Annotated in this window: 22 protein-coding genes and 1 pseudogene; 11 read left to right on the top strand and 12 right to left on the bottom strand. The window is 70.4% G+C overall.

Going from position 1 to position 25,533, the window contains the following annotated elements; translation table 11 throughout:
• The first annotated feature begins 5 nt into the window (after window positions 1-5).
• The 4 genes from ACZ562_RS32950 to ACZ562_RS32935 all read left to right on the top strand — a co-directional run bounded on the left by ACZ562_RS32950 (window position 6) and on the right by ACZ562_RS32935 (window position 3,415).
• Window positions 6-920: a F0F1 ATP synthase subunit gamma gene (locus ACZ562_RS32950; protein WP_471186808.1), complete on the top strand. Its 915-nt coding sequence runs from the start codon at window positions 6-8 to the stop codon at window positions 918-920.
• A complete protein-coding gene (gene atpD, locus ACZ562_RS32945) occupies window positions 920-2,356 on the top strand; it encodes a F0F1 ATP synthase subunit beta (protein ID WP_471186805.1) in 1,437 nt (478 codons plus the stop codon). The genes ACZ562_RS32950 and atpD overlap by 1 nt, the downstream gene beginning before the upstream one ends.
• Window positions 2,357-2,465: 109 nt before the next feature.
• Window positions 2,466-2,840 carry a F0F1 ATP synthase subunit epsilon gene (locus ACZ562_RS32940; protein ID WP_471186802.1) on the top strand — a complete coding sequence of 125 codons (375 nt, stop codon included), beginning with the start codon at window positions 2,466-2,468 and terminating at the stop codon, window positions 2,838-2,840.
• A gap of 128 nt (window positions 2,841-2,968) precedes the next feature.
• A complete protein-coding gene (locus ACZ562_RS32935; protein WP_471186799.1) occupies window positions 2,969-3,415 on the top strand; it encodes a DUF2550 domain-containing protein in 447 nt (148 codons plus the stop codon).
• A gap of 29 nt (window positions 3,416-3,444) precedes the next feature.
• Here ACZ562_RS32935 and ACZ562_RS32930 read toward each other — a convergent pair whose 3' ends face one another.
• Complete coding sequence (locus ACZ562_RS32930) at window positions 3,445-5,271, bottom strand: glycosyl hydrolase family 18 protein (protein WP_471186904.1); 1,827 nt, start codon at window positions 5,269-5,271, stop codon at window positions 3,445-3,447.
• 100 nt (window positions 5,272-5,371) lie between these two features.
• A complete protein-coding gene (locus ACZ562_RS32925; RefSeq protein ID WP_471186796.1) occupies window positions 5,372-5,680 on the bottom strand; it encodes a LuxR C-terminal-related transcriptional regulator in 309 nt (102 codons plus the stop codon).
• Between the two features lie 74 nt (window positions 5,681-5,754).
• Here ACZ562_RS32925 and ACZ562_RS32920 point away from each other — a divergent pair.
• A pseudogene (locus tag ACZ562_RS32920) lies at window positions 5,755-6,189 on the top strand (hypothetical protein); the annotation flags it as partial.
• Here the strand turns inward: ACZ562_RS32920 and ACZ562_RS32915 are convergent.
• Complete coding sequence (locus tag ACZ562_RS32915; RefSeq protein ID WP_471186793.1) at window positions 6,186-6,758, bottom strand: cob(I)yrinic acid a,c-diamide adenosyltransferase; 573 nt, start codon at window positions 6,756-6,758, stop codon at window positions 6,186-6,188. The pseudogene ACZ562_RS32920 and the gene ACZ562_RS32915 sit on opposite strands and share 4 nt — an antisense overlap.
• A 482-nt stretch (window positions 6,759-7,240) precedes the next feature.
• Between ACZ562_RS32915 and ACZ562_RS32910 the strand changes: the two genes are divergently transcribed.
• The 3 genes from ACZ562_RS32910 (at window position 7,241) to ACZ562_RS32900 (ending at window position 11,385) form a co-directional block, all read left to right on the top strand.
• Window positions 7,241-8,089 carry a 3-hydroxyacyl-CoA dehydrogenase family protein gene (locus ACZ562_RS32910; RefSeq protein ID WP_471186790.1) on the top strand — a complete coding sequence of 283 codons (849 nt, stop codon included), beginning with the start codon at window positions 7,241-7,243 and terminating at the stop codon, window positions 8,087-8,089.
• A 150-nt stretch (window positions 8,090-8,239) separates the two neighbouring features.
• Complete coding sequence (locus ACZ562_RS32905; protein ID WP_471186787.1) at window positions 8,240-8,563, top strand: STAS domain-containing protein; 324 nt, start codon at window positions 8,240-8,242, stop codon at window positions 8,561-8,563.
• 263 nt (window positions 8,564-8,826) lie between these two features.
• Window positions 8,827-11,385 (top strand): ATP-binding protein, encoded by a 2,559-nt coding sequence (locus ACZ562_RS32900; protein ID WP_471186784.1) that lies wholly within the window; start codon window positions 8,827-8,829, stop codon window positions 11,383-11,385.
• 76 nt (window positions 11,386-11,461) lie between these two features.
• On the opposite strand, the gene nucS is transcribed toward ACZ562_RS32900, so the two are convergent.
• The gene (gene nucS / locus ACZ562_RS32895) at window positions 11,462-12,133 is read right to left on the bottom strand and encodes an endonuclease NucS (RefSeq protein ID WP_471186781.1); all 672 of its coding nucleotides are present in this window, start codon (window positions 12,131-12,133) and stop codon (window positions 11,462-11,464) included.
• Window positions 12,134-12,386: 253 nt separating this feature from the next.
• Between nucS and ACZ562_RS32890 the strand changes: the two genes are divergently transcribed.
• Window positions 12,387-12,779, top strand: coding sequence for an SCO5389 family protein (locus ACZ562_RS32890; protein WP_471186778.1), 393 nt, complete (start codon window positions 12,387-12,389; stop codon window positions 12,777-12,779).
• Window positions 12,780-12,859: 80 nt separating this feature from the next.
• Here ACZ562_RS32890 and ACZ562_RS32885 read toward each other — a convergent pair whose 3' ends face one another.
• Window positions 12,860-13,888 carry an LLM class flavin-dependent oxidoreductase gene (locus tag ACZ562_RS32885; RefSeq protein WP_471186775.1) on the bottom strand — a complete coding sequence of 343 codons (1,029 nt, stop codon included), beginning with the start codon at window positions 13,886-13,888 and terminating at the stop codon, window positions 12,860-12,862.
• Window positions 13,889-14,110: 222 nt separating this feature from the next.
• Here ACZ562_RS32885 and ACZ562_RS32880 point away from each other — a divergent pair, with 222 nt between their 5' ends.
• Window positions 14,111-14,443: an ATP/GTP-binding protein gene (locus tag ACZ562_RS32880; RefSeq protein ID WP_471186772.1), complete on the top strand. Its 333-nt coding sequence runs from the start codon at window positions 14,111-14,113 to the stop codon at window positions 14,441-14,443.
• 28 nt (window positions 14,444-14,471) lie between these two features.
• Here ACZ562_RS32880 and ACZ562_RS32875 read toward each other — a convergent pair whose 3' ends face one another.
• From ACZ562_RS32875 to mce, 7 genes are all read right to left on the bottom strand, one after another.
• The gene (locus ACZ562_RS32875; RefSeq protein WP_471186769.1) at window positions 14,472-15,338 is read right to left on the bottom strand and encodes an ABC transporter permease; all 867 of its coding nucleotides are present in this window, start codon (window positions 15,336-15,338) and stop codon (window positions 14,472-14,474) included.
• Window positions 15,335-16,591: an ABC transporter ATP-binding protein gene (locus tag ACZ562_RS32870; protein ID WP_471186766.1), complete on the bottom strand. Its 1,257-nt coding sequence runs from the start codon at window positions 16,589-16,591 to the stop codon at window positions 15,335-15,337. Before ACZ562_RS32870 ends, ACZ562_RS32875 begins: the two co-directional genes overlap by 4 nt.
• A 121-nt stretch (window positions 16,592-16,712) precedes the next feature.
• Entirely contained in the window at window positions 16,713-17,483 is a 771-nt protein-coding gene (locus tag ACZ562_RS32865) for an ABC transporter permease (RefSeq protein ID WP_471186763.1), read from the bottom strand.
• Window positions 17,484-17,485: 2 nt separating this feature from the next.
• Window positions 17,486-18,436, bottom strand: coding sequence for an ABC transporter ATP-binding protein (locus ACZ562_RS32860; RefSeq protein WP_471186760.1), 951 nt, complete (start codon window positions 18,434-18,436; stop codon window positions 17,486-17,488).
• Between the two features lie 85 nt (window positions 18,437-18,521).
• The gene (locus ACZ562_RS32855; protein ID WP_471186757.1) at window positions 18,522-19,457 is read right to left on the bottom strand and encodes a cellulose-binding protein; all 936 of its coding nucleotides are present in this window, start codon (window positions 19,455-19,457) and stop codon (window positions 18,522-18,524) included.
• A gap of 183 nt (window positions 19,458-19,640) precedes the next feature.
• Window positions 19,641-23,489: a polarized growth protein Scy gene (gene scy, locus ACZ562_RS32850; RefSeq protein ID WP_471186755.1), complete on the bottom strand. Its 3,849-nt coding sequence runs from the start codon at window positions 23,487-23,489 to the stop codon at window positions 19,641-19,643.
• Between the two features lie 209 nt (window positions 23,490-23,698).
• Entirely contained in the window at window positions 23,699-24,139 is a 441-nt protein-coding gene (gene mce, locus ACZ562_RS32845; protein ID WP_471186752.1) for a methylmalonyl-CoA epimerase, read from the bottom strand.
• Window positions 24,140-24,287: 148 nt separating this feature from the next.
• On the opposite strand from mce, the gene ACZ562_RS32840 reads away from it, so the two are divergent.
• Window positions 24,288-25,490 carry an acetyl-CoA C-acetyltransferase gene (locus ACZ562_RS32840; protein WP_471186749.1) on the top strand — a complete coding sequence of 401 codons (1,203 nt, stop codon included), beginning with the start codon at window positions 24,288-24,290 and terminating at the stop codon, window positions 25,488-25,490.
• Window positions 25,491-25,533: the final 43 nt, after the last annotated feature.

Below are 25,533 nucleotides of genomic sequence, written 5' to 3'. Positions count from 1 at the left end.
GACTCATGGGAGCCCAGCTCCGGGTCTACAAGCGTCGTATCAAGTCCGTCACCGCGACCAAGAAGATCACCAAGGCGATGGAGATGATCGCCGCCTCGCGCGTCGTCAAGGCGCAGCGCAAGGTGGCGGCCTCCGCGCCGTACGCGACCGAGCTCACCCGCGCGGTCACGGCGGTCGGCACTGGTTCGAACACCAAGCACCCGCTGACCACGGAGGCGGAGACGGCGACCCGTTCCGCGGTGCTGCTCCTCACGAGCGACCGCGGACTGGCCGGCGCCTTCAACTCCAACGCGATCAAGGCCGCCGAGCAGCTGACGGCGCGCCTTGAGGCGGAGGGCAAGGAGGTCGACACGTACATCGTCGGCCGCCGCGGTCTGGCCCACTACAACTTCCGTGAGCGCAAGGTCGCGGAGTCGTGGTCGGGCTTCACCGACGAGCCCACCTACGCGGACGCGAAGAAGGTCGCGGGTCCGCTGATCGAGGCGATCGAGAAGGACACGGCCGACGGCGGCGTGGACGAACTCCACATCGTCTACACGGAGTTCGTCTCGATGATGACGCAGAACGCGGTCGACGGCCGCCTGCTTCCGCTGCGCCTCGAAGAGGTCGCTGAAGAGGCGCCCCAGGGCGAGATCCTTCCGCTGTACGACTTCGAGCCGTCGGCGGAGGACGTCCTCGACGCCCTCCTGCCGCGCTACGTCGAGAGCCGTGTCTACAACGCGCTGCTTCAGTCGGCCGCCTCCAAGCACGCCGCCACCCGCCGCGCGATGAAGTCGGCCACCGACAACGCGGGAGAGCTCATCACGACGCTCTCCCGTCTTGCGAACGCGGCCCGCCAGGCCGAAATCACCCAGGAAATCAGCGAGATCGTCGGTGGCTCCGCAGCCCTGGCCGACGCGACCGCGGGGAGTGACAGGTAATGACGACGACAGTTGAGACGGCCGTTGCCACGGGCCGCGTCGCCCGGGTCATCGGCCCGGTCGTCGACGTGGAATTCCCCGTCGACGCCATGCCGGAGATCTACAACGCCCTTCACGTCGAGGTGGCCGACCCGGCCCAGGACGGCGCGAAGAAGGTCCTGACCCTGGAGGTCGCCCAGCACCTGGGTGACGGCCTGGTCCGCACCATCTCGATGCAGCCCACCGACGGTCTGGTCCGCCAGGCCGCGGTCACCGACACCGGCACGGGCATCACCGTTCCGGTCGGCGACTTCACCAAGGGCAAGGTGTTCAACACCCTCGGTGAGGTGCTGAACAGCGACGACAAGTACGACGGCGAGCGCTGGTCCATCCACCGCAAGGCCCCGAACTTCGACGAGCTCGAGTCGAAGACCGAGATGTTCGAGACCGGCGTCAAGGTCATCGACCTTCTCACCCCGTACGTCAAGGGTGGAAAGATCGGTCTGTTCGGTGGTGCCGGCGTCGGCAAGACGGTGCTCATCCAGGAGATGATCTACCGCGTCGCCAACAACCACGACGGTGTCTCCGTGTTCGCCGGTGTCGGCGAGCGCACCCGTGAGGGCAACGACCTCATTGAGGAGATGGCGGACTCGGGCGTCATCGACAAGACCGCCCTCGTCTTCGGCCAGATGGACGAGCCCCCGGGTACCCGTCTGCGCGTGGCCCTCGCGGGTCTGACCATGGCGGAGTACTTCCGCGATGTTCAGAAGCAGGACGTGCTGTTCTTCATCGACAACATCTTCCGCTTCACGCAGGCCGGTTCCGAGGTCTCGACCCTGCTCGGCCGTATGCCCTCCGCGGTGGGCTACCAGCCGAACCTGGCCGACGAGATGGGTCTCCTCCAGGAGCGCATCACCTCGACCCGTGGTCACTCGATCACCTCGATGCAGGCGATCTACGTCCCCGCGGACGACCTGACCGACCCGGCCCCGGCCACCACCTTCGCCCACCTCGACGCGACGACGGTTCTCTCCCGTCCGATCTCCGAGAAGGGCATCTACCCGGCCGTGGACCCGCTGGACTCCACGTCCCGCATCCTGGACCCGCGCTACATCGCGGCGGACCACTACGCCACCGCCATGCGCGTCAAGACGGTCCTCCAGAAGTACAAGGACCTCCAGGACATCATCGCGATCCTCGGTATCGACGAGCTCGGCGAGGAGGACAAGCTCGTCGTCCACCGTGCCCGTCGCGTGGAGCGCTTCCTGTCCCAGAACACCCACGTCGCCAAGCAGTTCACCGGCGTCGACGGGTCGGACGTCCCGCTGGACGAGTCGATCGCGGCCTTCAACGCGATCATCGACGGCGACTACGACCACTTCCCGGAGCAGGCGTTCTTCCTGTGCGGTGGCATTGAGGACCTCAAGGCCAACGCCAAGGAGCTGGGCGTCTCCTGAGCCTCGCGCTCATCTGAGGGGGCGGGGTCGTCCCGCCCCCTCTTCCACGCCTACTAGACTTGTAACCAACACCCGGCAGACCCGCCGGGTGGTGACCCGAGGAGCCACCTTGGCTGCTGAGCTGCACGTCGCGCTGGTCGCGGCCGACCGAGAGGTCTGGTCCGGCGAGGCCACCCTGGTCGTCGCGCGCACCACGTCCGGCGACATCGGCGTCATGCCCGGTCACCAGCCGCTGCTCGGTGTGCTGGAGTCGGGCCCGGTGACCATCCGTACGAGCGATGGCGCAACGGTCGTCGCCGCCGTGCACGGCGGTTTCATCTCGTTCGCGGACAACAAGCTGTCGCTGCTGGCCGAGATCGCCGAGCTTTCGGACGAGATCGACGTCCAGCGCGCGGAGCGGGAGCTCGAGCGCGCCAAGGCGGAGGGCGATGCCTCCGCCGAGCGCCGCGCGGACGTACGACTGCGTGCGGCGGCGGCGCGCTGACCCGCGCGCCACGCGATGACGTCACTCAGCCGCGGCTGGGACCGGAGGAATCCGGCTCCAGCCGCGGCTGAGGCGAATACGGGTGTTTTTTCCATTCCGTTACCTAGGAGACGAGGAGGTCGGTGTCGATGGTCCTCGCTCTGACTGTGTGCGGTGTGGTCGTGGCCCTAGTGGTGGTGGGGCTGTTCGTCTTCGGTCTGCGGCGTCGGCTGATCCAGCGCTCCGGCGGCACCTTCGACTGCAGTCTGCGCTGGGGTGTCCCGGAGAAACCCGACACCAGCGGCAAGGGCTGGAGCTACGGCGTCGCCCGCTACAACGGCGACCGTATCGAGTGGTACCGAGTCTTCTCCTACGCCTACCGTCCGCGCCGCGTCCTGGAGCGCTCCGCGATCGAGGTGGCCGGCCGTCGCGTCCCCGAGGGCGAGGAGGAGCTGGCGCTCCTGTCCGACGCGGTGATCCTGACCTGTCTGCACCGGGGCACGCGTCTCGAGCTCGCGATGAGCGATGACGCGCTGACCGGTTTCCTCGCGTGGCTGGAGGCAGCCCCGCCCGGTCAGCGCGTCAACGTGGCCTGAACACCCGGTAGTTACCGCCGGGCACGGGATCAGCTCAGGCCGCTGTTGATGGCGCTCACCAGCTCTCCGCTGCTGGTGTCACCGCTGAACTCCCAGAAGAACGCTCCGCCGAGACCCTGGTTCTTCGCCCAGGCCATCTTCCCGGCGATCGTGGCGGGAGTGTCGTACGACCACCAGTTGTTGCCGCAGTAGGCGTACGCCGTCCCCGCGATCGTGCCGGTGGCCGGGCAGGACGTCCTGAGGACCTTGTAGTCCTCGATGCCCTGCTCGTACGTGCCGGCCGCGGGTCCCGTGGCCGTGCCGCCCGGGGCGGCCTGGGTGACGCCGGTCCAGCCGCGGCCGTAGAAGCCGATGCCGATCAGCAGCTTGCTCGCGGGTACGCCCTTCGCCTTGAACTTGGCCATCGCGTCGGCGGTGGTGAAGCCCTGCTGCGGGATGCCGCTGTAGGAGGTGAGCGGGGAGTGCGGGGCCGTCGGGCCCTGCGCCGCCCACGCGCCGAAGAAGTCGTACGTCATCACGTTGTACCAGTCGACGTACTGCGCCGCGCCCGCGTAGTCGGCGGCGTCGATCTTGCCGCCGGACGAGCCGTCGGCCGTGGTGGCCGCGGTGACCAGGTAGTTCGCGCCGAATTTGGCGCGCAGCGCCGACATCAGGTTCTTGAAGGCCGCCGCCCCGCTGGTGTCACACGACAGTCCGCAGGCGTTCGGGTACTCCCAGTCGATGTCGATGCCGTCGAACACGTCGGCCCAGCGCGGGTCCTCGACCAGGTCGTAGCAGGACTGGGCGAAGGCGGCCGGGTTCTTGGCGGCCTCGCCGAAGCCGCCGGACCAGGTCCAGCCGCCGAAGGACCACAGCACCTTGATGTTCGGGTACTTCGCCTTCAGCTGGCGCAGCTGGTTGAAGTTGCCGCGCAGCGGCTGGTCCCAGGTGTCGGCGACGCCGCTGACGGACTGGTCCGCGGTGAAGGCCTTGTCGTAGTCGGCGTAGGAGTCGCCGATGGCGCACTTGCCGCCGGTGACGTTGCCGAAGGCGTAGTTGATGTGCGTGATCTTGGAGGCGGAGCCGGAGGTCACCAGGTTCTTGACGTTGTAGTTGCGGCCGTAGATGCCCCACTCGGTGAAGTAGCCGAGCTTGACCTTTCCTCCGGTGGTCGGCGGCGGCTCGGTGGTGCCGCCGGTGGTGTGGACCTTGACCGCGCCGCTGACCGGTCCGGTCTGGTCGGCGGTGTCGCGGGCCTGGACGGTGTACGAGTAGTCGGTGCCGGCGGTCAGTCCGGTGCCGGTGTACGACGTGGTCGTCACGGTGGCGACCTTGGCGCCGTCGCGCAGGACGTCGTAGTTCTTGATGCCCTTGTCGTCGGTGGCCGCGCTCCATGCGAGCTTCACCGACGTGTCGGTGACGGAGGAGGTGGTGGGGGTGCCGGGCGCGGAGGGGGCGGCGTCACCGGGGACCGTGGTGCCGTCGCAACTGTCTCCGTTGAGCTTGCAGTTGGACGGGGAGCCGGAGCCCGCGCCGTTGAAGCCGAAGGAGACGGAGGCGCCGGGGGCGATGGAGCCGTTGTAGGACTTGTTCTTCGCCGTCCAGCGGGTGCCGGAGGACGTGACGTCCGCCTCCCAGGCCGAGGTGACCGACGTACCGGAGGGGAAGTCCCACTCGATCGTCCAGGAGCTGATGGCCGTGGTGCCGGTGTTCTTCACCGTCCACTTGCCTTCGAAGCCGCTGCCCCAATCCTGGGTCTTGGCGTAGGTGGCGGTCGCGGTCGTCGCGGCCTCGGCGGGGCTCGCGAGGCCGACCAGGCCGGCCAGCGGGAGGAACAGGGTCGCGAACCCTGCCGCGGCTCTGTGTCTGAAGCGCATCATGCGCCTCCTCGATTTTGTCGGGGGCATGACTGAGCCTCACGCCCACAGTGCCGCGAGAATAGAAAGGTCTGGACCACAGGTCAATAGGTCTGGACCACTACTGGTGGCAGTTATGGATGCCCAACTCCGGTGCCGGCACGGCCGCTTGGACCCGGCCGCGCAGCTCCACCCTCCCGAGCAGCCGGGTGACGTGCGTCTTCACCGTCGCCTCCGCCATGTCGAGACGGGCGGCAATACCGGTGGTGGCCGGCACTTGGCCGAGGCGCGGCAGCACCTCGCGCTCCCGGCGGGTGAGGGAGCCGAGGACCCCGGGGCCGGCTGCTGTCCCCCGTACGGGCTTGGCCGCGAACCCGGAGATCAGACGGCGGGTGACGGTGGGCGCGATCACTCCCTCCCCGCGAGCCACGGTCCGTACGGCGTCGAGCGGGCCTTCAGTCGAACGTGGTGAGCACGAGCACGTCGGCGAGAATCTCGGCGACGACCATGCTGTGCGAGCCGCTGCTGGAGGTCGTGCTGTTCACCGTGACGGCGATGACCTCGAGAACGGGGAGCGGAGGCACTGGAAGCACGGCCCCGCCGCCCGTATCGGCCTCACCGTGGGCCTGGGCCACTCCACGATCAGGTGGGCGGACTCCCGGGCCGCCCATCGTTTCGCGGGCGGTCCGCCACCTGTGAAGCCGCCGGAGTACGGCGCGGCTCGCACCGTCCACGAGTGGAAGGTCGCGGGCCGCCGGATCCCCGCCGCAGTGGCCGCCAGGCCCTGCTGCGGGCCGCGAGCTGATATGCCGGCGGCGACGGCGAGAGCGGCTCGCCGCAGGCGTGGCAGCAGAGGATGCTGTGGCTGACCGGCATCAATGTGGCATCGCCGTCAGCTGCACCCTCTTTCCGAAGCGGGAACCGGCCAAGGTGCGCTAACGCTCCCCGCCGGGGACCCACAGGACATCGCCGGCGTCCTTGTTGGCCGTGCGGGCGAGGATGAACAGCAGGTCGGACAGCCGGTTCAGGTAGGTCGCGGTCAACGGGTTCATCACCTCGCCGTGCACGTCCAGCGCGGCCCATGTCGACCGCTCGGCCCGGCGTACGACCGTGCAGGCCTGGTGGAGCAGGGCCGCGCCCGGGGTGCCGCCGGGCAGGATGAAGGAGCGCAGTTTCTCCAGCCGCTCGTTGAAGCGGTCGCAGTCCGCCTCCAGCTTGTCGATGTAGAACTGCTCGACCCTCAGGGGCGGGAATCGGGGGCTTTCCACCACCGGCGTCGACAGGTCCGCACCCACGTCGAACAGGTCGTTCTGGACGCGGGTGAGAACCTTGACGATCTCCTCGTCCAGGCTGCCCAGCGCGATCGCCGTGCCGATCACCGCGTTCGCCTCGTTGGCGTCGGCGTACGCGGAGATCCGCAGGTCGGTCTTGGCGACCCGGCTCATGTCCCCGAGGGCGGTGGTGCCCTTGTCGCCGGTCCTGGTGTAGATGCGCGTCAGATTGACCATGAGGCCAGCGTAGTTACGCTCCGGCGGTACGGAAGACACGTGTGCCCACTGTCACGGGGAGCACGGCCGTGCCGAGGGCCACCGGCACACCCCACGGCAGGGAGGCCGGCACGCGCGCGCGATCCGTCGCCCGTCTGATCGCCGGTCAGATCGCGTGGATCGGACGGCCTTCTTCGGCCATGCTGGCCGTGAGGGGGGCGCCGGGCGCAATCCGGACGAAGTGTCACGGGAGGTACTTGTGCTCCTCGGCGGCATCGAGGTGCTGTTGAGCGAGAAGGTGCTCAACTACGCCGTACGAGGCGTGCCGTGACCCCTGCCGGTGTGATGTCCGTCATTTGAGACGTGACGCGCGTTACTTACCGGTCACACAGCCCCTCACGACCGCTAGTGTCCGCCGAAGAGGCTCCCCCAGCTCTCGGCTGCGCTCGACCCGGGGGACCCCCACGTAAACAGCGTGCAAGCGTTCAAAGGGGAGTCGTACAGTGGCACGGAAGCTTGCCGTCATCGGCGCCGGACTCATGGGTTCCGGTATCGCCCAGGTCTCCGCCCAGGCGGGCTGGGACGTCGTCCTGCGCGACGTCACCGACGAGGCGCTGCGGCGTGGCACCGACGGCATCAAGGCCTCGTACGACAAGTTCGTCGGCAAGGGCAGGCTCGAGGCGCACGACGCCGACGCCGCCCTCGCCCGGATCACCGCGACCACCGACCTGGACGCCGCCGCCGACGCGGACATCGTCGTCGAGGCGGTCTTCGAGAAGCTCGAAGTCAAGCACGAGATCTTCCGCGCCCTGGACAAGATCGTGCGCGACGACGCCGTGCTCGCCTCCAACACCTCCGCCATCCCGATCACCAAGATCGCGGCCGCGACGGAGCGTCCGGAGCGCGTCGTCGGCACGCACTTCTTCTCGCCCGTCCCGATGATGCAGCTGTGCGAGCTGGTGCGCGGCTACAAGACGAGCGACGAAACCCTCGCCACCGCGCGGGAGTTCGCCGAGTCCGTCGGCAAGACCTGCATCGTCGTCAACCGCGACGTGGCCGGTTTCGTCACCACCCGGCTCATCTCGGCCCTCGTCGTCGAGGCCGCCAAGCTGTACGAGTCGGGCGTCGCCACCGCCGAGGACATCGACCTCGCCTGCAAGCTGGGCTTCGGCCACGCGATGGGCCCGCTGGCCACGGCGGACCTGACCGGCGTCGACATCCTGCTGGACGCCACCAGCAACATCTACACCGAGTCCCAGGACGAGAAGTTCGCCCCGCCGGAGCTGATGCGCCGGATGGTTGACGCCGGTGACATCGGACGCAAGAGCGGGCAGGGCTTCTACAAGCACTGAAACCGCACGGGCCTCGGCAGTATCACTCGCCGGGGTGAATTGGGTATCGGTTCGCTTACAGACGGCAACCTCTGAGGGCCTCACGCCGTCAGAGGTTGCATCACCTGACATCACATCGTGGAGCACCAGAAGCACTCACGGGGAGCGCATATGTTCATCAGGGGCGACCACGCCGAGCTGGTCGTCGGGGGCCGCCTCGACGTCCGTAGCGCGGCGGACGCCCGTACGGTCCTGCACTCGGCCGTCGACGACGGAGCCGGCGACCTCGTGCTCGACCTGTCCGAGCTGGACTCCTGGGACGCCACCGGGCTCGGGGTGATCATGGGAGCACACCGACGGGCCGGCCGCTGCGGCCGACGGCTCGTCCTGCGGGGCGTACCGCCGCAGATGCAGCGCCTGCTGGTGGCCACCCGGCTGCACCGGATCCTGGCGATCGAGGGCGGCATCGGGGTGGAGTCCCTGCCCAGGGTGTGACACGTCCCCCGGGAGTGTCATGCGGAGAGGGAAAGGGACCCGGGCGGCCCGTTGTGAAACGTACGTCGCGCGCAATCCTCATGAGACTGTGACGTCTCGGACTGCGCGGTACCCCGGACTGTCGGAGATACTGACTGACGGTTTAAGGTTCGGTCGCCCGCTCCCTGACAACCCTTGAGCGGGTCCGGACCAGAAGCGACAGCGCGGTGTGCGGCAAGGCCGGGAGGGGCTTGGCACACGACGCTTTTGGGGGGCTTGGACCTATGGACCCGAACAACCGGGAGCCCGAGGAGTACGGCCACGGGGGCGACGGCGGCGCGCCCCGCCAGCGCCCGCCCAGGGAATCCCTCACATCGGACTTCGGCCACAGTGCGCCCACGCTCGCCCGCACGGTGCAGCTCGTCTCCGGCGACTTCCTGCTCACCGTCAACCCCGTGGACGGCAGCGAGATAGAGGCCTGCCCGCCCGGGGAGCGCCCCGAGCGCCCCGGCAAGTCCACGGCCGCCCAGCGTGCCGAGGTCGCCCGCGCCGCCAAGCCGCCCACTCCGGCCGGGCCGACACCGCCCAAGCTGCCGCTCCTCGCCCGCCAGGACGAGCGCGAGCGCCTGGTGCGCCTGCTCGCCCGCGGCCGCTCCGTACGCCTCACCGGCCCGGCAGGCGCCGGCCGCACCCGCCTCCTCGACGTCGTCGCCGAGGACTGCGCGGACCTCGCCCCCGACGGCGTCGTCCGCCTCACCGGCTTCCACCGCACCACGGACGACCTGCTCCACGACCTCTTCTACGCCGTCTACGACGCGCCCTTGCACCGCCCCGGCCGGGACGAACTGCGCGCACACCTCCGGGAGATCGGCGCCGTCGTCGTCCTCGACGACATCGAGTTCGGCGGCGCCGCCCTCGACGCGCTGATCGAGGCGACCCCCGAGTGCGCCTTCCTGATCAGCGCGACGCCCGACGTGCCCGCCCCGTCCGCCGACTCCGCCGTCGAGGAGGTCTTCCTCGGCGGCCTCGACCGGGCCGACGGCCTGGACCTCCTGGAGCATGCCGTCGGCCGCTCCCTCACCGAGGAGGAGGCCAACTGGGCCGGCGACCTCTGGTTCGAGTCCGAGGGCCTGCCGCTGCGCTTCGTCCAGGCCGGCGCCCTGCTGCGCCGGCGCGACGAACTGCGGGCCGGCGCGAACGCCGTCGACGAGTTCGGCGTCTTCGCGGACGTGCCCCCGGCCGACGCCCCCCACGTAGGCGAAGCCGACGACACCGAGAACGTCCCGCTGCCCTCCCTCGGCGAGGCCGCCGCGCCCGCCCCTCTGCTCGCCTCTCGGCTCAGTGCCTCGGCGCGCGCCACCCTGGGCTTCGCCGTCGCTCTTCGCGGAGAGGTCCCGCACCAGGCGCACCTGCCCGCGCTCGTCGGCGACACCCACGCCGACGCCGCGCTCGGCGAGCTCGCCGCCAGCGGGCTGGTCTCCCCGGTCGGCGCCCGCTACCGGCTCGCCGCCGGCGTACAGGCACAGCTGGAGGCCGCCGGCTACGGCACCGAGGCCGCTGCCAATGCCCTCACCGCCGCCCAGCACTACGCCTGGTGGGCCGGACACCCCTCGGTCACCCCGGAGCGCGTGTGCGCCGAGGCCGACGCACTGCTCGCCGCCCTCGGCGTCCTCGTGCCCTCCACGACCGCGCCCGCCGAGGGCGAGGAGAGCGCCATCGTGCAGCTGGCCCGCACGGCGGCGCCCGCGTTCGCGGCGGGCCTGCACTGGAGCGCCTGGGAGCAGGCGCTGCGCCACGGCGCCGAGGCGGCCCGGCTCGCCGAGGAGGTCACCGAACAGGCCTACTTCCACCACGAGCTGGGCATACTTTCGCTCTGCGAAGGACACCTCGAGACGGCCCGCACCGAACTGGAGGCCGCCACCGGCCTGCGCGGCGCCGACAAGCGGGGCACCGTCGCCGGCCGCCGCGCCCTCACCCTGGTCGCCGACCTCTCCGGCACCGCTCCCGCCGTCGGTACGGCTTTCGGTATCGGCTCCATCGTCAGCGAGGCGGTGCCCGAGGCGCAGGGCGAGGAGTCGGCGTCGCCTTCCCGCGGGGTACCGACGGCCTTCCCGACCGTAGTGCCGTCGGCCGACGACATCTCGACCCTGGTCACCCACCGGGCATCGGCCGCGCCCACGCCCTCACCCGCGCACAAGGGCCGGGGCGGCCTGCGAAGCTACGCCCGCCGCAACCTCGTGGCGGCCGGCGCGGGCGCCCTGCTCGTGGCCGTGCTCGGCACGGTGGTGACGCTCGGTGCCACCTCCGACAACGACCCGAACAACCCGTCCGAGAAGGTCGGCGTCAACCCGTCCGCCAGCCAGGACGCCGGTGACGACAGCCTGGGCGCCGACAAGGCGGGCGAGGACGGCTCCGGCGACACCGGCACCGCGACGAGCCGGCCGACCGACCCCGGCCCGGACGGCACCCTCGGCACGTCCGACGATCCGACGCCGGCGGACACGGGTGAGCCTTCGGACGATCCGAGCGGGACCAAGGGATCGGGGGGCTCGTCGAGCTCGCCGTCCAGGCCGCCGTCGCACTCGCCGACGTCCAGGCCGACGTCGACGTCGCCGAAGCCGTCGTCGAGTTCGGGCAACCCGTCCACGTCGCCGTCGACATCGCCGTCCACCTCGCCGTCCACGTCACCGTCGCCCTCGACGACGACAACGCCGTCCACCTCCGACTCGGCCAGCGGCCCCGCCTCCTCCAGCGCCCCTGCCACCACCAGCAGCTCGGCCGGCGCCTCGCCGAGCACGAGCAGCGGCACGGGTTCGCCCAGCAGCTCGGACGCCGTGATCTGACGCCCCGCTCGGCACAAGAGGGCCGGGTCCGTGCAACGGACCCGGCCCTCTTGTGCCGTACGACGCCGTGGAACCGTCAGAACAGCCGCAGCTTGTCGTCCTCGATGCCCCGCAGCGCGTCGTAGTCCAGGACCTGGCAGCCGATGCCGCGGTCCGTGGCGAGGACGCGGGCCTGCGGCTTGATCTCCTGTGCGGCGAAGATGCCACGGACCGGGGCGAGATGGGGATCGCGGTTCAGCAGCTCCAGGTAGCGCGTGAGCTGTTCCACGCCGTCGATCTCGCCGCGCCGTTTGATCTCGACCGCGACGGTCTGCCCCTCGGCGTCCCGGCACAGGATGTCGACCGGTCCGATGGCCGTCATGTACTCGCGGCGGATGAGGGTGTAGCCCTCGCCGAGGGTGTCGATGCGGTCGGCGAGCAGTTCCTGGAGGTGTGCTTCCACGCCGTCCTTGATCAGGCCCGGGTCCACGCCCAGTTCGTGCGAGGAGTCGTGGAGGACCTCCTCCATGGTGATGATGAGCTTCTCGCCCGCCTTGTTGACGACCGTCCAGACGCCCTCCTCCTCGCCGGCCCCCTCCCTCAGCGTGCAGGGCGGGGACATCCAGTTCAGGGGCTTGTAGGCCCGGTCGTCCGCGTGGATCGAGACGCTGCCGTCCGCCTTCACGAGGATCAGGCGGGGTGCCGAGGGGAGGTGGGCGGTGAGCCGGCCCGCGTAGTCGACGGAGCATCGGGCAATGACGAGACGCATGGTCGGCAACGCTACTCGACGGGCACGGGTCCACGCGATTCGCCCTGGAAAACCCAGGACGCTCCCTGTTCATTTGTGGCCGATTGTGTGCCCATTGAGGACTCCCTATGTACGCATTCTCCTGGTGCCACCCCCGGCGGTTGCTTACCGTATAAACGGGAGGTCGCGAGTTGTGTACTCAGCGTGTTCAGCATCGTGAACTCCCTTATCTGTCCGGCAACCCCCGCTGTTCGGGGGTGCGAGAGGAGAACCCATGTCGCTCGACGTCTCACCGGCCCTACTCGAAAAGGCCGAGCGAGGCGAGGTCGACGAAGCAGAATTCGTCGACTGCGTCCGGACCTCCCTGCCCTACGCATGGGAGATGATCAGCTCCCTGGTGGCCCAGCTGAAGGTGGACGGCGGCAAGTTCGCCGACAACCAGACGCCCCCGCCGGACGAGCAGGCACGCGGTCAGCTGCTGCGCGCGCTTGCCAGTGACGCGATACGCGGCGCGCTGCAACGGCACTTCGGTGTGCGGCTGGCCTTCCAGAACTGCCACCGGGTGGCGGTGTTCCCGTTGGACTCCTCGGTCGACGAGACGCTGACCCGCTTCACCTCGGTACGCAGTCAACTGCTCAACCAGTCGCCGGAGTTCCGGGACTGCTGACGCAGACAGCCGCTTGCTTGCCGCTCCGTACGCGGGAGGTGCATTCAGTACCGGGGCGGCAAGCTCCCCGCGGGGTACGTTCAGCCGAGGTGGGGGAGCACCTCGGCTCCCAGCCGCCGTACGTTCTCCTCGGTCGCCGCCAGGTCTCCCGAACCCTCGACGAGCAGGGCGAAGCGTGAGATGCCGGTCCGCTCGCTCGTCGCCGCGAGCCGGTCGGCGCACAGCCTCGGGGTGCCCACCGGGTGCAGTCCGCAGAGCAGTTCGGTGTAGGCCAGCGGGTCGCGCATCGCGCGCCGGCGTCCGTCAACCGTCACATGGGCCTCCAGGCCCTGTTTCAGCCAGCCCGGCATCGCCTTCGTCAGCGTCTCGACCGCGTCCGTGCGCCGGTCCGCGATCTGGCAGACACCGGCCGAGACATGGGCGGCGCCGAGAACCTGCTGCGCGGGCCACCCGGCCGCGCGCGCGTGCCTGCGCCACAGGGCGACCATCTCCGCCTTCTCCTCGTCCCCCACATGCATCCCGAGCAGCATCGGCAGCCGGCGCTCGGCCGCGAGACGCACGCTCGCCGGGGAGGTGCAGGCGACGACGACCTCGGGTCCCGCCGCCTCTGACAGGGACTCCGACGGCCTTGGTACGACGGGGACTTCACGGAAGCGGAAGCGTTCCCCGGCGGCTGCCACCGACGGCTCGCGCAACCAGCGCACCAGCAGATCGAGTGATTCCGGGAACCCCTCCTCGTACGCCTGAAGGCCCATGCCGAACACCTCCAGGTCGACCCACGGCCCGCCGCGCCCCACGCCCAGCGAGAAGCGCCCGCCGCTCGTCACGTGCAGCAGCGCGGCCTGCTCGCCGAGGGCCACGGGGTGGGCGGTCGGCAGTACGCTGACCGCGGTGCCCACCCGGAGGCGGCGGGTGCGGCCCAGCAGTAAGGCGGCCAGTGTGATCGCCGACGGACACGTGCCGTACGGCCCGAAGTGGTGCTCGGCCAGCCAGACCGTGTCGAGACCCGCCTGTTCGGCCACCTCGGCCGAGCGGACCGCGCGGTGCAGCGCCTCCCCCTGGCCCTGCCCCGGGAACTGGGCAGCCAACACGAAACTTCCAACGCGCATTGCTTTTCCTGCTTCCTTGGCTCCGACGCGGAGCTCCCCCACCGGGCATAACCGTCTGACACGTGCCGAGGACACGGCCTGTTGGAGGGATTGGCGGATTGTCTGCAGAATGGGTGGTCCGTGAGGGGGACTTGTGGGGGTTGGTGCCCTACGCGTACCCCGGTCCGCGCCGCGTAGGCTGGACACGGCCCCTGCATCCTGTACAGCCCCGTGAGGTGTCCCGTGTCCCCGCGTCGCAACCGACCCAAGGGTGCCGGCTCGTCCGGCCGGAGCGCCGAGGACGACAGCGCGGGCCGCTACGGCGGTTTCGAGTCCACGGAGAGCTGGCAGGGCGAGGAGTGGAGCGTGCGCCATGTTGCGGGCGCGAGCGCGCAGGGCAAGACGTACCGCTGCCCCGGCTGCGACCAGATGATCCCCTCCGGTGTCCCGCACGTCGTGGCCTGGCCAGGGCACGTGGGCGTCGACGACCGCCGCCACTGGCACAAGGCGTGCTGGAACGCGAAGGACCGCCGCACCACGCGGGTGCAGCGGTCCCGTAACGCGCCGAAGTTCTAGTGTCCTGCGTTCTGGCCGGTACCGGGGCTCAGACGTCCCGCTTCTCCAGCAGCGCGTACGCGCCCGCGAACGCTACGGCGGTCACGCCGAGGATGATCCACAAGGGTTCCCAGCCGGACGGACCCGACTCGGTGAGCGAGTTCGAGTAGAAGACGCTGAGCTGGCTCGGGATCGAGTACTCGAACAGGGCCTGGCGCACGTCCTCCAGCGAGGAGGAGAACATGAACAGGGCGATCACCAGAGGGGCGAGCACGGTGCCGATCATGATGGTGATGGCGCCCGCCGAGTGCCGGATGATCGAGCCGACGACAAGCGAGAGCAGTCCGAGCAGCGCGAGGTAGAGCGAGACACCGACCGTGCCCTTCAGCCATTCCTCGCCCGACGGGTCCTTCGCACCGGTGCCGTCCAGCAGCGGGATCTCCATGAGGGCGACGAAGACGGAGGCGGTCAGCGTGACCACGAACGCGACCGCGAAGAACACGAGCGCCTTGGCCGCGAGCACCCGCCCGCGGCTGGGGCAGGCGGTCATGGTGGTGCGGATCATGCCGGTGCCGTACTCCGAGGCCGTGGTCAGCACGCCGAGCGTGATGAGGCACATGCTGCCCAGCAGGAGCCCGAAGAAGCCCATCGACAGCGGGTTCTCGCCCGACACCGAGTCCGAGGAGCCGACCAGCGCGCCGGTCAGCAGCCCGATACCGACGACGAGCAGGACGAACACGCCGAGCGTCCACATGGTGGAGCGCACCGACTTGATCTTCGTCCACTCCGAGGCGAGCGCGTGCCCCAGGTGCGTGCGCACCACGGGGATCGGCGAGGTGTAGGTGGGGTACGACGATCCGGGCGCCGCCTGCCAGGCGGGGCCGGCCTGCGGCATCGGGGGCTGGGGGGTGCTCATCGGGCGTCCTCGGGCTTGGTCAGGTCGGCGGCGGGGGCGGCGGCGGAGGGCTGCGCGGGGGCGGCGGGCGGCTGGGCCGGGGCCGGTACCTGCGGCGCCTGCTGGGCCGCGGGAGCCGGCTGCGCGTACGGGTTCGGCTGCCCCTCCGGAGCCCCGCCGGGAGCGCCGTACGGCCCCGCGGGAGGTGAGCCCGGCTGTCCCTGGGGCATCGCGAAGGGCTGCCCGCCCTGCTGGGGCGGTGGCGGCGCGTACCAGCCCGGCTGGCCCTGCCCGGCCACCGGCATCGGAGGCTGCGCTCCGGGCGGCAGCGGCTGCTGAAGCCCCGCCTTCTGGTCGATCGTCGAACGGTAGTCGACGGCGCCCTGCGTCATCCGCATGTACGCCTCCTCCAGCGAGGCCTGATGCGGCGACAGCTCCCACAGCCGTACGTCGGTGTCGTGGGCGATGTCGCTGATACGGGGCAGCGGCAGTCCCGTGACGCGCAGCGCGCCGTCCTGCTCCGGCAGGACGTGGCCGCCCGCCTCGGTGAGCGCGGACGACAGCTTCTCGCGCAGCTGCGGTTCGGTGTCGGGCGTCCGCACGCGCGCGAAGTCGGCGGAGTTCGCCGAGATGAAGTCCCTCACGCTCATGTCGGAGAGCAGCTGTCCGCGGCCGATGACGATCAGATGGTCGGCGGTCACCGCCATCTCGCTCATGAGGTGACTGGAGACGAACACGGTCCGTCCCTCCGCCGCGAGGGACTTCATCAGGTTCCGCACCCAGAGGATGCCCTCCGGGTCGAGGCCGTTGACCGGCTCGTCGAACAGCAGGACCTGGGGGTCGCCGAGCAGCGCGGCGGCGATGCCGAGCCGCTGTCCCATGCCGAGGGAGAAGCCCTTGGAGCGCTTCTTCGCCACGTCCTGGAGCCCGACCACGCCCAGTACCTCGTCCACGCGCCGGGCCGGGATGCCCGACAGCCGGGCCAGGCTCAGCAGGTGGTTGCGGGCGTGCCGCCCGCCGTGCAGGGCCTTGGCGTCCAGCAGGGCGCCGACCTGGCGGGGCGCGTTCGGCAGCTTGCGGTACGGATAGCCGCCGATCGTCACCCGCCCCGACGTGGGATTGTCCAGGCCGAGGATCATCCGCATCGTCGTCGACTTGCCCGAGCCGTTGGGCCCGAGGAAGCCGGTGACGGCACCGGGCCGCACCTGGAAGGAAAGGTTGTACACAGCGGTCTTGTCGCCGTAGCGCTTGGTCAGGCCGACTGCCTCGATCATGCTCCGCACCCATCGAAAGGTTCAGGACAGCGGGGCACACGCCCCCGTAAGGGTTAGGAGCTTATCGGGGAGCTGACGGTTCCATTCAAGAGAAAGCAGGCCTCCCTTCACGCCGGCCTGGCTAGGCGTCCCTCTTCTTGAGCACGGCATAACCGCCCACAAGTGCCGCGACCACCCAGAGCACCATGATTCCGAGGCCGCCCCAGGGCCCGTACGGTGTGTCGTCGTCGACCGGGGTGACCACCTGCATGATCGTGCTGCCGGCCTGGTCGGGCAGGAACCGGCCGACCTTCTCGGTCGCCGAGACGTTGCCCAGGATGTTGGAGATCAGGAAGAAGAACGGCATCAGGATCCCCAGCGACAGCATCGGCGAACGCAGCATCGCGGCGACGCCCATCGAGAACATCGCGATGAGTGTCATGTACAGGCCGCCGCCGATGACCGCCCGCAGGACGCCCTGGTCGCCGATCGATGCCCGGTGCGAGCCGAGCATCGCCTGCCCGAGGAAGAAGGCGAGGCAGCTGGTGGCCAAGCCGACGCCGAGAGCGAGACCGGTCGCGACCGCGATCTTGCTGAACAGGAAGGTGGCGCGCTGCGGTACGGCGGCCAGCGAGGTGCGGATCATGCCGGTGCTGTACTCGTTCGAGACGACGAGCACCCCGAACACGATCATCGCGAGCTGCCCGAGGCCCATCCCGGCGAAGCTGATGAAGGTGGGGTCGAAGGAGAGCCGGTCGTTGCGGCTCATGCTGTCGAACTCGTTCCTCGACAGGGCTGAGATCAGCATGCCGAGGGCGAGGGTGACGACCACGGCGAGGGAGAGCGTCCACACCGTGGAAGCCACCGACCGGATCTTGGTCCACTCGGACCGGACGACCTGGATCGCCGCCATGCTCAGCTCCTTGTCCAGTCGTCGCCCCACCGCTGGGCGGCGGGCGTCTCGGTGTGCGCGTGGTACTCCACCGACTCTGCGGTGAGCTGCATGAACGCCTCCTCCAGGGAGGCCTGCTGGGGGCTCAGCTCGTGCAGCACGATCTGGTGCTGGGCCGCGAGCTCCCCGATGTGCTCGGGCTTGCCGCCGTCCACCTCGAGTGTGCCGTTGCCGTTCTCGACGACCGTGATCCCGGCCCCGTGCAGCACGTCGAGCAGCCGTTCCCGCTGGGGGGTGCGGACACGGACGTAGGACCGTGAGTTCCGCGCGATGAAGTCCGCCATGGAGGTGTCGGCGAGCAGCCGGCCCTGGCCGATGACGACGAGGTGGCCGGCGGTCAGCGCCATCTCGCTCATGAGGTGACTCGACACGAACACCGTCCGCCCCTGGGCGGCGAGCGACTTCATCAGGTTGCGGATCCAGTGGATGCCCTCGGGGTCGAGGCCGTTGACCGGCTCGTCGAACATCAGGATCCGTGGGTCGCCGAGCAGGGCGCCCGCGATCCCGAGCCGCTGTCCCATGCCGAGAGAGAAGCCCTTGGCCTTCTTCCTGGCGACCGCGGTGAGACCGACCGTGTCGAGCACCTCGTGCACCCGGCTCCTCGGGATGCCGTTGCTCTGCGCGAGACAGAGCAGATGGTTGAAGGCGCTGCGGCCGCCGTGCACGGCCTTGGCGTCCAGCAGGGCGCCGATGCACGTCAGAGGGTCCTTCAGATGGTCGTAGTGCCTGCCGTCGATGCGGACATCGCCGGCGGTGGGGCGGTCGAGCCCGAGCACCATCCGCATGGTCGTCGACTTCCCGGCGCCGTTCGGCCCGAGGAAGCCCGTGACGATGCCGGGTCTGACGGTGAACGTCAGGTTGTTGACCGCCACCTTGTCGCCGTACCGCTTCGTCAGGCCCTCGAGCTCGATCATGCGGCCACGCTAAAACGCGGCAAAGCCCCCTGCCACCGGAGTGACAGAGGGCTTCGCCGTTGTTCAGCTGCCGTACCGCCCGAAGTTACCGGGACTGCTGAGCCGGAACGCCGCGGGAGATCGGCTCGTCGTCGGCCGGCGTACCGGCGGCGGCCACCGCGGCACCCGTGAGCGTCGCCAGCATCTCGCGCACGTTCGTCAGCTGGGCGTTGATCGAGTCGCGGCGGTTGGTCAGCGCCGCGAGCTCGCGCTCGGATTCCGAACGGATGCGGTCGGCCTTGGCGTTGGCGTCGGCCACGATGTCCTCGGCCTGGCGCTGCGCCGTCTCGACGGTCTGGCGGGCGCGGCGCTCGGCGTCGGTGCGCAGCTTCTCGGCCTCCAGGCGCAGCTGCTCCGCGCGGTGCTCGATCTCCGCGAGGCGCTTCTCGGCCTTCTGCTGACGCGAGGCCAGGTCGCGCTCGGACTGCTCGCGGCGCTTGGCGAGGTTCGTCTCGAAGTCGGCGGCGGCCTGAGCGGCCTTGGCGCGGGTCTCCTCGAAGAGTGCGTCGGCCTCCTCACGCTTCGACTGCGCGTCCTTCTGCGCGTCGGAACGCAGCTGGGAGGCGTCACTCTTGGCCTTCTCGACGATCCGGACGCCCTCGTCCTCGGCCTTGGCCTTGCGCTCCGCGGCGAACGACTCCGCGTCGTTGCGGACCTGCTGGGCCGCCGACTCGGCGAGCTCGCGGTGCTGCTCGGCAGCGCGACGGGCCTCCTCGCGCAGATCCTTGGCCTCTTCCTCGGCGAGGCGGAGGATCTTCTCGACGCGCGCGCCGAGTCCGGCGTACGACGGCTCGGCGTCGGTTACCTGTGCCTGGGCGTTCTGCGTCTCGAGGTGGAGCTCCTCGATGCGCTTTTCCAGAGCAGTGATACGGGCCAGAGCGCTGTCACGATCGGAGACGAGCTTCGAGATGCGTTCGTCCACCTGAGCGCGGTCGTACCCACGCCGCACAAGCTCGAAGCCGTAGGGGGAAGTGTCGCTCATGGGGTTCCTGTCGAATGAGACCGGTGAGGTGATAGGTGGAATCCTAGGGGCCGAAGCGGTGTGTCATCGAGCGGATACGTGTTTGATCTGGAGAATGACACCCCTTTTGAGTGGCTGACCGTCGGACGGCTTGCCAAAAACTCGGTCAAAGGCCCCAGACCACACCGGAATCAGCCCGGGCCGCTAGCCGTCCGACGCCTTGCCACCCGAACGGGGCGCGCCCACCGTCGCGCCCGCCTTGACTCCGCCGTCCTTGCCCGCGCCCGGGGCCTCGAAGGACTCCAGCGCCTCCAGGACGTCCTGGACACGGGAGATCTCGGCGTTGATGTCCTCGCGGCGCCGCACCAGGATCTCCAGCTCGCGCTTGCCCTCCTCGACCGTGCGCTTGGCCTCGCGGATCGCCTCGGCCTTGAGCTCCTCGGCCTCCCTGACGAGCGTGGCCTTCTTCTGCTCGGCCTCCTTGAGGAGCCCCTCGGCCTTCTTCACGGCGGCGATGCGCACCTTGCCGGCCTCGGAGTTGGCCTCCGACACCAGCTCCTTGGCCTTCGCGTGCGCCTTCGCCAGCTGCTCCTCGGCGGCCTTGATGAGCGCGTCGCAGCGGTCGCCGGTCGACTTCATCGTCTCGGCCGCCTCGCGGCGGGCCCGCTCGTGCAGTGCCTCGATCTCGGTCGTGATCCGATCGCGCAGCTCCTCCGCGCGCTCCCTGATCGCGGTGGCGTCCCGGCGGGCGCCGACGAGCAGCCCGTCCGCGTCCGTACGTGCCTTCTCCACGCGCGCGTTGCCCTCGACCGTCGCCTCGGACACCAGGCGGCCGGCCTCGGTGCGGGCCGCGCCGACCATGGTGTCGGCCTGGGCCTCCGCGTCCGCCGTGGCCTTGAGGGCCTGCTGCTGTGCCTCGCTGAGCAGCTTGTCGGCCTCGGCCGCGGTCTCGGTGATGAGCTTGTCGACCTGCTCGGCCGCCTCGGTGCGCCGCTTGTTGGCGTCATTGCGGGCCTCGTCGAGCGTGCGCTCGGCCTCCTCACGCGCGGAGCTCACCAGACGCTCCGCCTCCGCCTCCGCGGCAGCCTTGACGCGCTCCGACTCGCTGCGGATCCGCTCCGCGTGCTGCTGCGCCGACCCGACCGTCTCGGCGGCCTCGGCCCGCAGCCGCTCCGCGTCCCCGGTGGCGTCCGCGATCAGGTTCTCGGCGCCGGCGATCGCCTCGGCCCGAACCCGGTCGGCCTCGGCGACGGTCTCCGACTGGAGCCGCTCCGCCTCGGCGCGCGCCTCGGTGATGAGGGTGTCCGCCTGCGCCGCCGCGTCCGACCGGATCCGGTTGGCGTCGTCGCGGGCGTCCGCCCGGGTGCGCGCCGCAGCCTGGTCGGCCTCCGCGATCGTGTCCGATGCCTCGGTACGGATCCGCTGGGCGTGCTCGGCCGCGTCCGACCGCAGCCGCCCCGCCTCCGCGATCGCCTCCGAAACCGTGCGCTCGGCAAGCGACTTGGCGGCCTCGGCCTCCTCGTTCGCCTCACGCCTGACGCGGCTCGCGTCCTCGGAGGCCCGCTCCCGCTCGGCGTAGGCGTCGGTGCGGACCCGGTCCGCCTCCTCCTCCGCCTCGCGCCGGGTACGGTCCGCGGCGTGCTCGGCGGCGCTGCGCAGCCCGGCGACCTCGTCCTGAGCCTGCTCGTGCAGCCCGGCGACCGAGTCCCGTACCTGCTGGGCGTGCTGCTCGGCGGCCGACACCATCTCGGCGGCGCGCCGGTCGGCCTCCTCGACCAGCCGTACCGCCTCGGCCTGCGCGTCGTCCACGCGCCTGCGCGCCGAGGCCAGCAGCTCCTCGCTCTGCTCGCGGGCCCGCTCGCGCTCCTGGCCGGCTTCCTCGCGGGCGGAGCCGAGGAGTTCCTCGGCCTCGCGGCGGCGCCGGGCGGCCTCCTCCTGCGCCGCGGCCAGCGTTTCCGTCGCCTCGGCGGCCAGCCGCTCGGCGGCTGCCTGCCCCTCCGCCCGGACCCGGTCGGCGCTGTCCTGCGCCTCCGACTTCAGCCGCTCGGCCTCGGCCGCGGCCTCCGAACGCAGGCGTACGGCGACGGCCTCGCCCTCCGCGCGGGAGGCGGACGCGTCCGCGGCGGCCTCGGTGCGCAGCCGGTCGGCCTCCTCGGCGGCCTGAGCCTGGAGTGAGCGGATCCGCTCGGCGGACTCGGTGCGCAGCCGCTCGGTCTCCTCGTGTGCCTCGCGGCGGATGCGTGTGGCCTCCTCGCGGGCGTCGGTCAGCGCCTGCTCGGCGGCGGCGAGGCGCTCCTCGGCCTCAGCGTGCAGCCGTTCGATCCCTTCGGCGGCCTCCGCCCGGCGGGCCTCCATGGCCCGCTCGGTCTCCTCGCGCAGTTCGCTCGCGGCCCGCTCGGCGTCGTTCCGGATGCCCTCGGCCTGCTCGACGGCCTCGTCGCGGTGCCGCTCGGCCTCCTTGCGGGTACGGTCCAGCGTCTCCTCGGCCTGGCGGCGCAGCGTGGTGGCCCGCTCGATGGCCTCCGTACGGACCTTCTCGCTGTCCGTCGTGGCCTTCTGGCGCAGCTCGTCCGCGTCGGCCTTCGCCTTGGAGAGCAGTTCCTCGGCGGTCTTGGCCGCCTCCTCGATCTGCTGGACGGCCTCCTTGCGCGCCTCGGAGCGGATCTTCTCGCCCTCGGCGACCGCCTCGGCGCGCAGCTGCTCGGCCTCGCCGCGCAGCCTGCGGGCCTCCTCCTGGAGCTCGACCGTCTTGGCGCGGTACTCCTTGGTGTCGTCCTTCGCGGTGCCCTTGAGCTGCTCGGCGATGTCGTGTGCCTCGGCGCGCAGCCGGTCCGCCTCGGCCTCGGCCTCCCTGCGGATCCGCTCGGCCTCCTCGGCGGCCGCCTTGGTGGTCTGCCGGGCGTCGTCCTGAGCCTTGTTGAGGACGTCCTCCGCGGTCTTGGCCGTCTTGGCGAGCTGGGAGGCGCTCTCCTCGGCGGTGAGGCTGCGGGCCTTCTCGGAGGCCTCGGCGAGGATCTTCTCGGCCTCGGCGCGGGCGTCCGCGACGGCCTGCTCAGCGTCCGCCTTGGTGGTCTCGGCCTCCTTGGTGGCCTCGCTGACCAGCCGGGCGACCTGCTCCTTCGCCGTACGGGTGCGCTGCTCGTTGGCCGACTCGGCGCTCGCGAGCGCCTTGGCGGCTGCCTCCTTGGCCTCGGTGACGAGCTTCTCCGCCTCGGCGCGCGCCTCGCGCACCGCCGTGTCGGCCGCCGCGATGCGCTGCTCGGCGGTGCGGCTCAGCTCCTGGGCCTCGCGGCGGGCGGCGTCCGACTCGGACGCGGTGGACGTACGCAGCTGCTCGGCGCGGTCGGTGGCCTCCTGGGCCTGCGTCGACGCGGCGTTCAGCAGCCGCTCGGCGTCCGTGCGGGCCCGGCGCAGCAGCTGCTCGGCCTCCGCGCGGGCCGCCTCGGTCTCGCTCTGCAGCCGCTGGCGGGCCTCGGCGGCGACCCGCTCGGCCTCCGCGCGGGCGGCCGCCAGTGCCTGGTCGGCCTCGGCACGCGACTCGTCGAGCAGCCGGCGGGCCTGCTGCTCGGTCCGGGCGCGCAGCTGCTCCGCCCACGCCACGTTCTCGTTGACGTGCGACTCGACCGTCTGCCGGCGCTCGGCGAGTTCCTGGTCCAGCTGCTGGCGGCGGGAGACCGCCTCCTGGTGCAGCTCCGCCTGGAGCCGGGCCGCGTTCTCGGCGTGCTCCTGGAGGATGCGCTGGGTCTGCGCACGCGCCTGGCTCAGTTCGCGCTCGGCGTCCTGGCGCAGCTGATCGGCCTGGATCTGGGCGTTGCGGAGCAACTGTTCGGCCTGGTAGCCGATGTCACCGCCGTCATAGGCCGGTCGGGACATGAGGGTGCGCCGCGCCTCGTGCAGCTTGGCGCGCAGCACCTCGACCTGGTAGCCGAGGTCCTCGGCGTGCTGGATCGCCTTTTCCCGCTCGGTCTTCAGCCGATCCATCTCGGCCTCGAACCGAGAGAGGTGGTCGACGTCAGCCGCCGGCTCTCGCTCCTGGCGTTCGTAGCCCCGCACTGCGCGGTCCCATCCGTCCCCTGGTCGGTGTCTGGCCAAACGAGCTCCGTCCATCCGCCGAACGGGGCTCCCGGGGAATGGTGTCAGATCAACGGCGGAGCATGGGCTGCTGCCCCGACGCTCGTCCCCCGAAACCCGGACCCCGGCCTGCGGTCGCCCCTGCTGGAGCGGCGACCGACCCCAACCCTACCGGCCCACATGTACGAGGGTCAGTGCTCAGGCGACTCAACAGGCGCCGAAGTGACCAGTTCGGTCAGTACTCCATGGCAATCCTTCGGGTGCAGGAAGGTGATCCGCGACCCCATGGAGCCGCGCCGTGGCTCCTCGTACAGAACGCGTACGCCCTTGTCCTTGATGTCCGCGGCGTCCGCGTCGACATCCGCCGTACCGAAAGCGATGTGGTGCACGCCCTCACCGTTCTTGGCGAGCCACTTCGCGACGGTGGAGTCCTCGCGGGTGGGTTCCAGAAGTTGCAGATAGGAAGCCCCGCCGTCGGACGCATTGTTGATCTTGAGCATGGCCTCGCGCACGCCCTGCTCCTCGTTGACCTCGGAGTGGAACACCTCGAAGCCGTAGGTGGCCCGGTAGAACTCGACGGTCTTGTCGAGGTCGAAACAGGCGATCCCGATGTGGTCGATTCGCGTCAGCATGGATTCAGTGCAGCGCTCCGGAGGTGGTTACGCAACGTGCGCGCGATCACACCCACGGCCCGATGACGCGGTGGAGTACCTGTCAGTACATTCGAAGTAAACCCTCGTTCACTCCTCGGCTGTGCAAGCTGGAAGGGGATCGCACCTCATGTCTGGAACGAACAGCAGTACCTCGGTGATCGTCGCGGGCGCCCGGACGCCCATGGGACGACTGCTGGGCTCGCTGAAGTCCTTCTCGGGAGCCGACCTCGGCGGTTTCGCGATCAAGGCCGCCCTCGACCGTGCGGGGATCGGCGGCGACCAGGTGCAGTACGTGATCATGGGCCAGGTGCTGCAGGCCGGGGCGGGGCAGATCCCGGCACGCCAGGCCGCGGTCAAGGCCGGCATCCCGATGAACGTCCCGGCGCTCACGATCAACAAGGTCTGTCTGTCCGGCCTCGACGCCGTCGCGCTGGCCGACCAGCTGATCCGCGCCGGCGAGTTCGACATCGTCGTCGCGGGCGGCCAGGAGTCCATGACCAACGCCCCCCACCTGCTCCCGAAGTCCCGTGAGGGCTACAAGTACGGCGCGGTCGAGGTGCTCGACGCGATGGCGTACGACGGCCTGACCGACTCCTTCGAGGGCATCGCCATGGGCGAGTCGACGGAGAAGCACAACACGCGCCTCGGCATCAAGCGCCCGGAGCAGGACGAGATCGCGGCGCTCAGCCACCAGCGCGCGGCCGCCGCCCAGAAGAACGGCATCTTCGAAGCCGAGATCACCCCCATCGAGATCCCCCAGCGCAAGGGCGAGCCGGTCGTCTTCAGCAAGGACGAGGGCATCCGCGGCGACACCACGGCCGAGTCGCTGGGCAAGCTGCGCCCGGCGTTCAGCCGGGACGGCACCATCACCGCCGGTACCTCCTCGCAGATCTCGGACGGCGCCGCCGCGGTCGTCGTGATGAGCAAGGCCAAGGCCCAGGAGCTCGGCCTGGAGTGGATCGCCGAGATCGGCGCCCACGGCAACGTGGCCGGACCGGACAACTCCCTCCAGTCCCAGCCCTCCAACGCCATCCTCCACGCGCTGAAGAAGGAGGGCCTGGAGGTCTCGGACCTGGACCTGATCGAGATCAACGAGGCCTTCGCGGCGGTCGCGGTCCAGTCAATGAAGGACCTCGGGGTGTCCACCGAAAGCGTGAACGTCAACGGCGGCGCCATCGCCCTCGGTCACCCGATCGGCATGTCCGGCGCCCGCCTCGTCCTGCACCTGGCGCTGGAGCTGAAGCGCAGGGGCGGCGGCGTCGGCGCGGCCGCGCTGTGCGGTGGCGGCGGCCAGGGTGACGCGCTGATCGTGCGGGTACCCAAGGCCTGAGTTCGTTGTAGGTCTCCGCGAACAAGAAATGGTGCAGAACGGA

The organism is Streptomyces sp. NPDC040410, from assembly GCF_055595715.1.
The sequence above is the reverse complement of the archived record's forward strand: the minus strand, read 5'-3'. Positions and strand labels throughout refer to the sequence as shown.

What these genes read in the sequence shown, in the direction of transcription:
- ACZ562_RS32950 (WP_471186808.1), top strand. Translation starts at nt 6, where the DNA reads ATGGGAGCCCAGCTCCGGGTCTACAAGCGTCGTATCAAGTCCGTCACC.
- atpD (WP_471186805.1), top strand. Translation starts at nt 920, where the DNA reads ATGACGACGACAGTTGAGACGGCCGTTGCCACGGGCCGCGTCGCCCGG.
- ACZ562_RS32935 (WP_471186799.1), top strand. Translation starts at nt 2,969, where the DNA reads ATGGTCCTCGCTCTGACTGTGTGCGGTGTGGTCGTGGCCCTAGTGGTG.
- ACZ562_RS32930 (WP_471186904.1), bottom strand. Translation starts at nt 5,271, where the DNA reads ATGCGCTTCAGACACAGAGCCGCGGCAGGGTTCGCGACCCTGTTCCTC.
- ACZ562_RS32915 (WP_471186793.1), bottom strand. Translation starts at nt 6,758, where the DNA reads ATGGTCAATCTGACGCGCATCTACACCAGGACCGGCGACAAGGGCACC.
- ACZ562_RS32905 (WP_471186787.1), top strand. Translation starts at nt 8,240, where the DNA reads ATGTTCATCAGGGGCGACCACGCCGAGCTGGTCGTCGGGGGCCGCCTC.
- ACZ562_RS32900 (WP_471186784.1), top strand. Translation starts at nt 8,827, where the DNA reads ATGGACCCGAACAACCGGGAGCCCGAGGAGTACGGCCACGGGGGCGAC.
- nucS (WP_471186781.1), bottom strand. Translation starts at nt 12,133, where the DNA reads ATGCGTCTCGTCATTGCCCGATGCTCCGTCGACTACGCGGGCCGGCTC.
- ACZ562_RS32890 (WP_471186778.1), top strand. Translation starts at nt 12,387, where the DNA reads ATGTCGCTCGACGTCTCACCGGCCCTACTCGAAAAGGCCGAGCGAGGC.
- ACZ562_RS32885 (WP_471186775.1), bottom strand. Translation starts at nt 13,888, where the DNA reads ATGCGCGTTGGAAGTTTCGTGTTGGCTGCCCAGTTCCCGGGGCAGGGC.
- ACZ562_RS32875 (WP_471186769.1), bottom strand. Translation starts at nt 15,338, where the DNA reads ATGAGCACCCCCCAGCCCCCGATGCCGCAGGCCGGCCCCGCCTGGCAG.
- ACZ562_RS32870 (WP_471186766.1), bottom strand. Translation starts at nt 16,591, where the DNA reads ATGATCGAGGCAGTCGGCCTGACCAAGCGCTACGGCGACAAGACCGCT.
- ACZ562_RS32865 (WP_471186763.1), bottom strand. Translation starts at nt 17,483, where the DNA reads ATGGCGGCGATCCAGGTCGTCCGGTCCGAGTGGACCAAGATCCGGTCG.
- ACZ562_RS32860 (WP_471186760.1), bottom strand. Translation starts at nt 18,436, where the DNA reads ATGATCGAGCTCGAGGGCCTGACGAAGCGGTACGGCGACAAGGTGGCG.
- ACZ562_RS32855 (WP_471186757.1), bottom strand. Translation starts at nt 19,457, where the DNA reads ATGAGCGACACTTCCCCCTACGGCTTCGAGCTTGTGCGGCGTGGGTAC.
- mce (WP_471186752.1), bottom strand. Translation starts at nt 24,139, where the DNA reads ATGCTGACGCGAATCGACCACATCGGGATCGCCTGTTTCGACCTCGAC.
- ACZ562_RS32840 (WP_471186749.1), top strand. Translation starts at nt 24,288, where the DNA reads ATGTCTGGAACGAACAGCAGTACCTCGGTGATCGTCGCGGGCGCCCGG.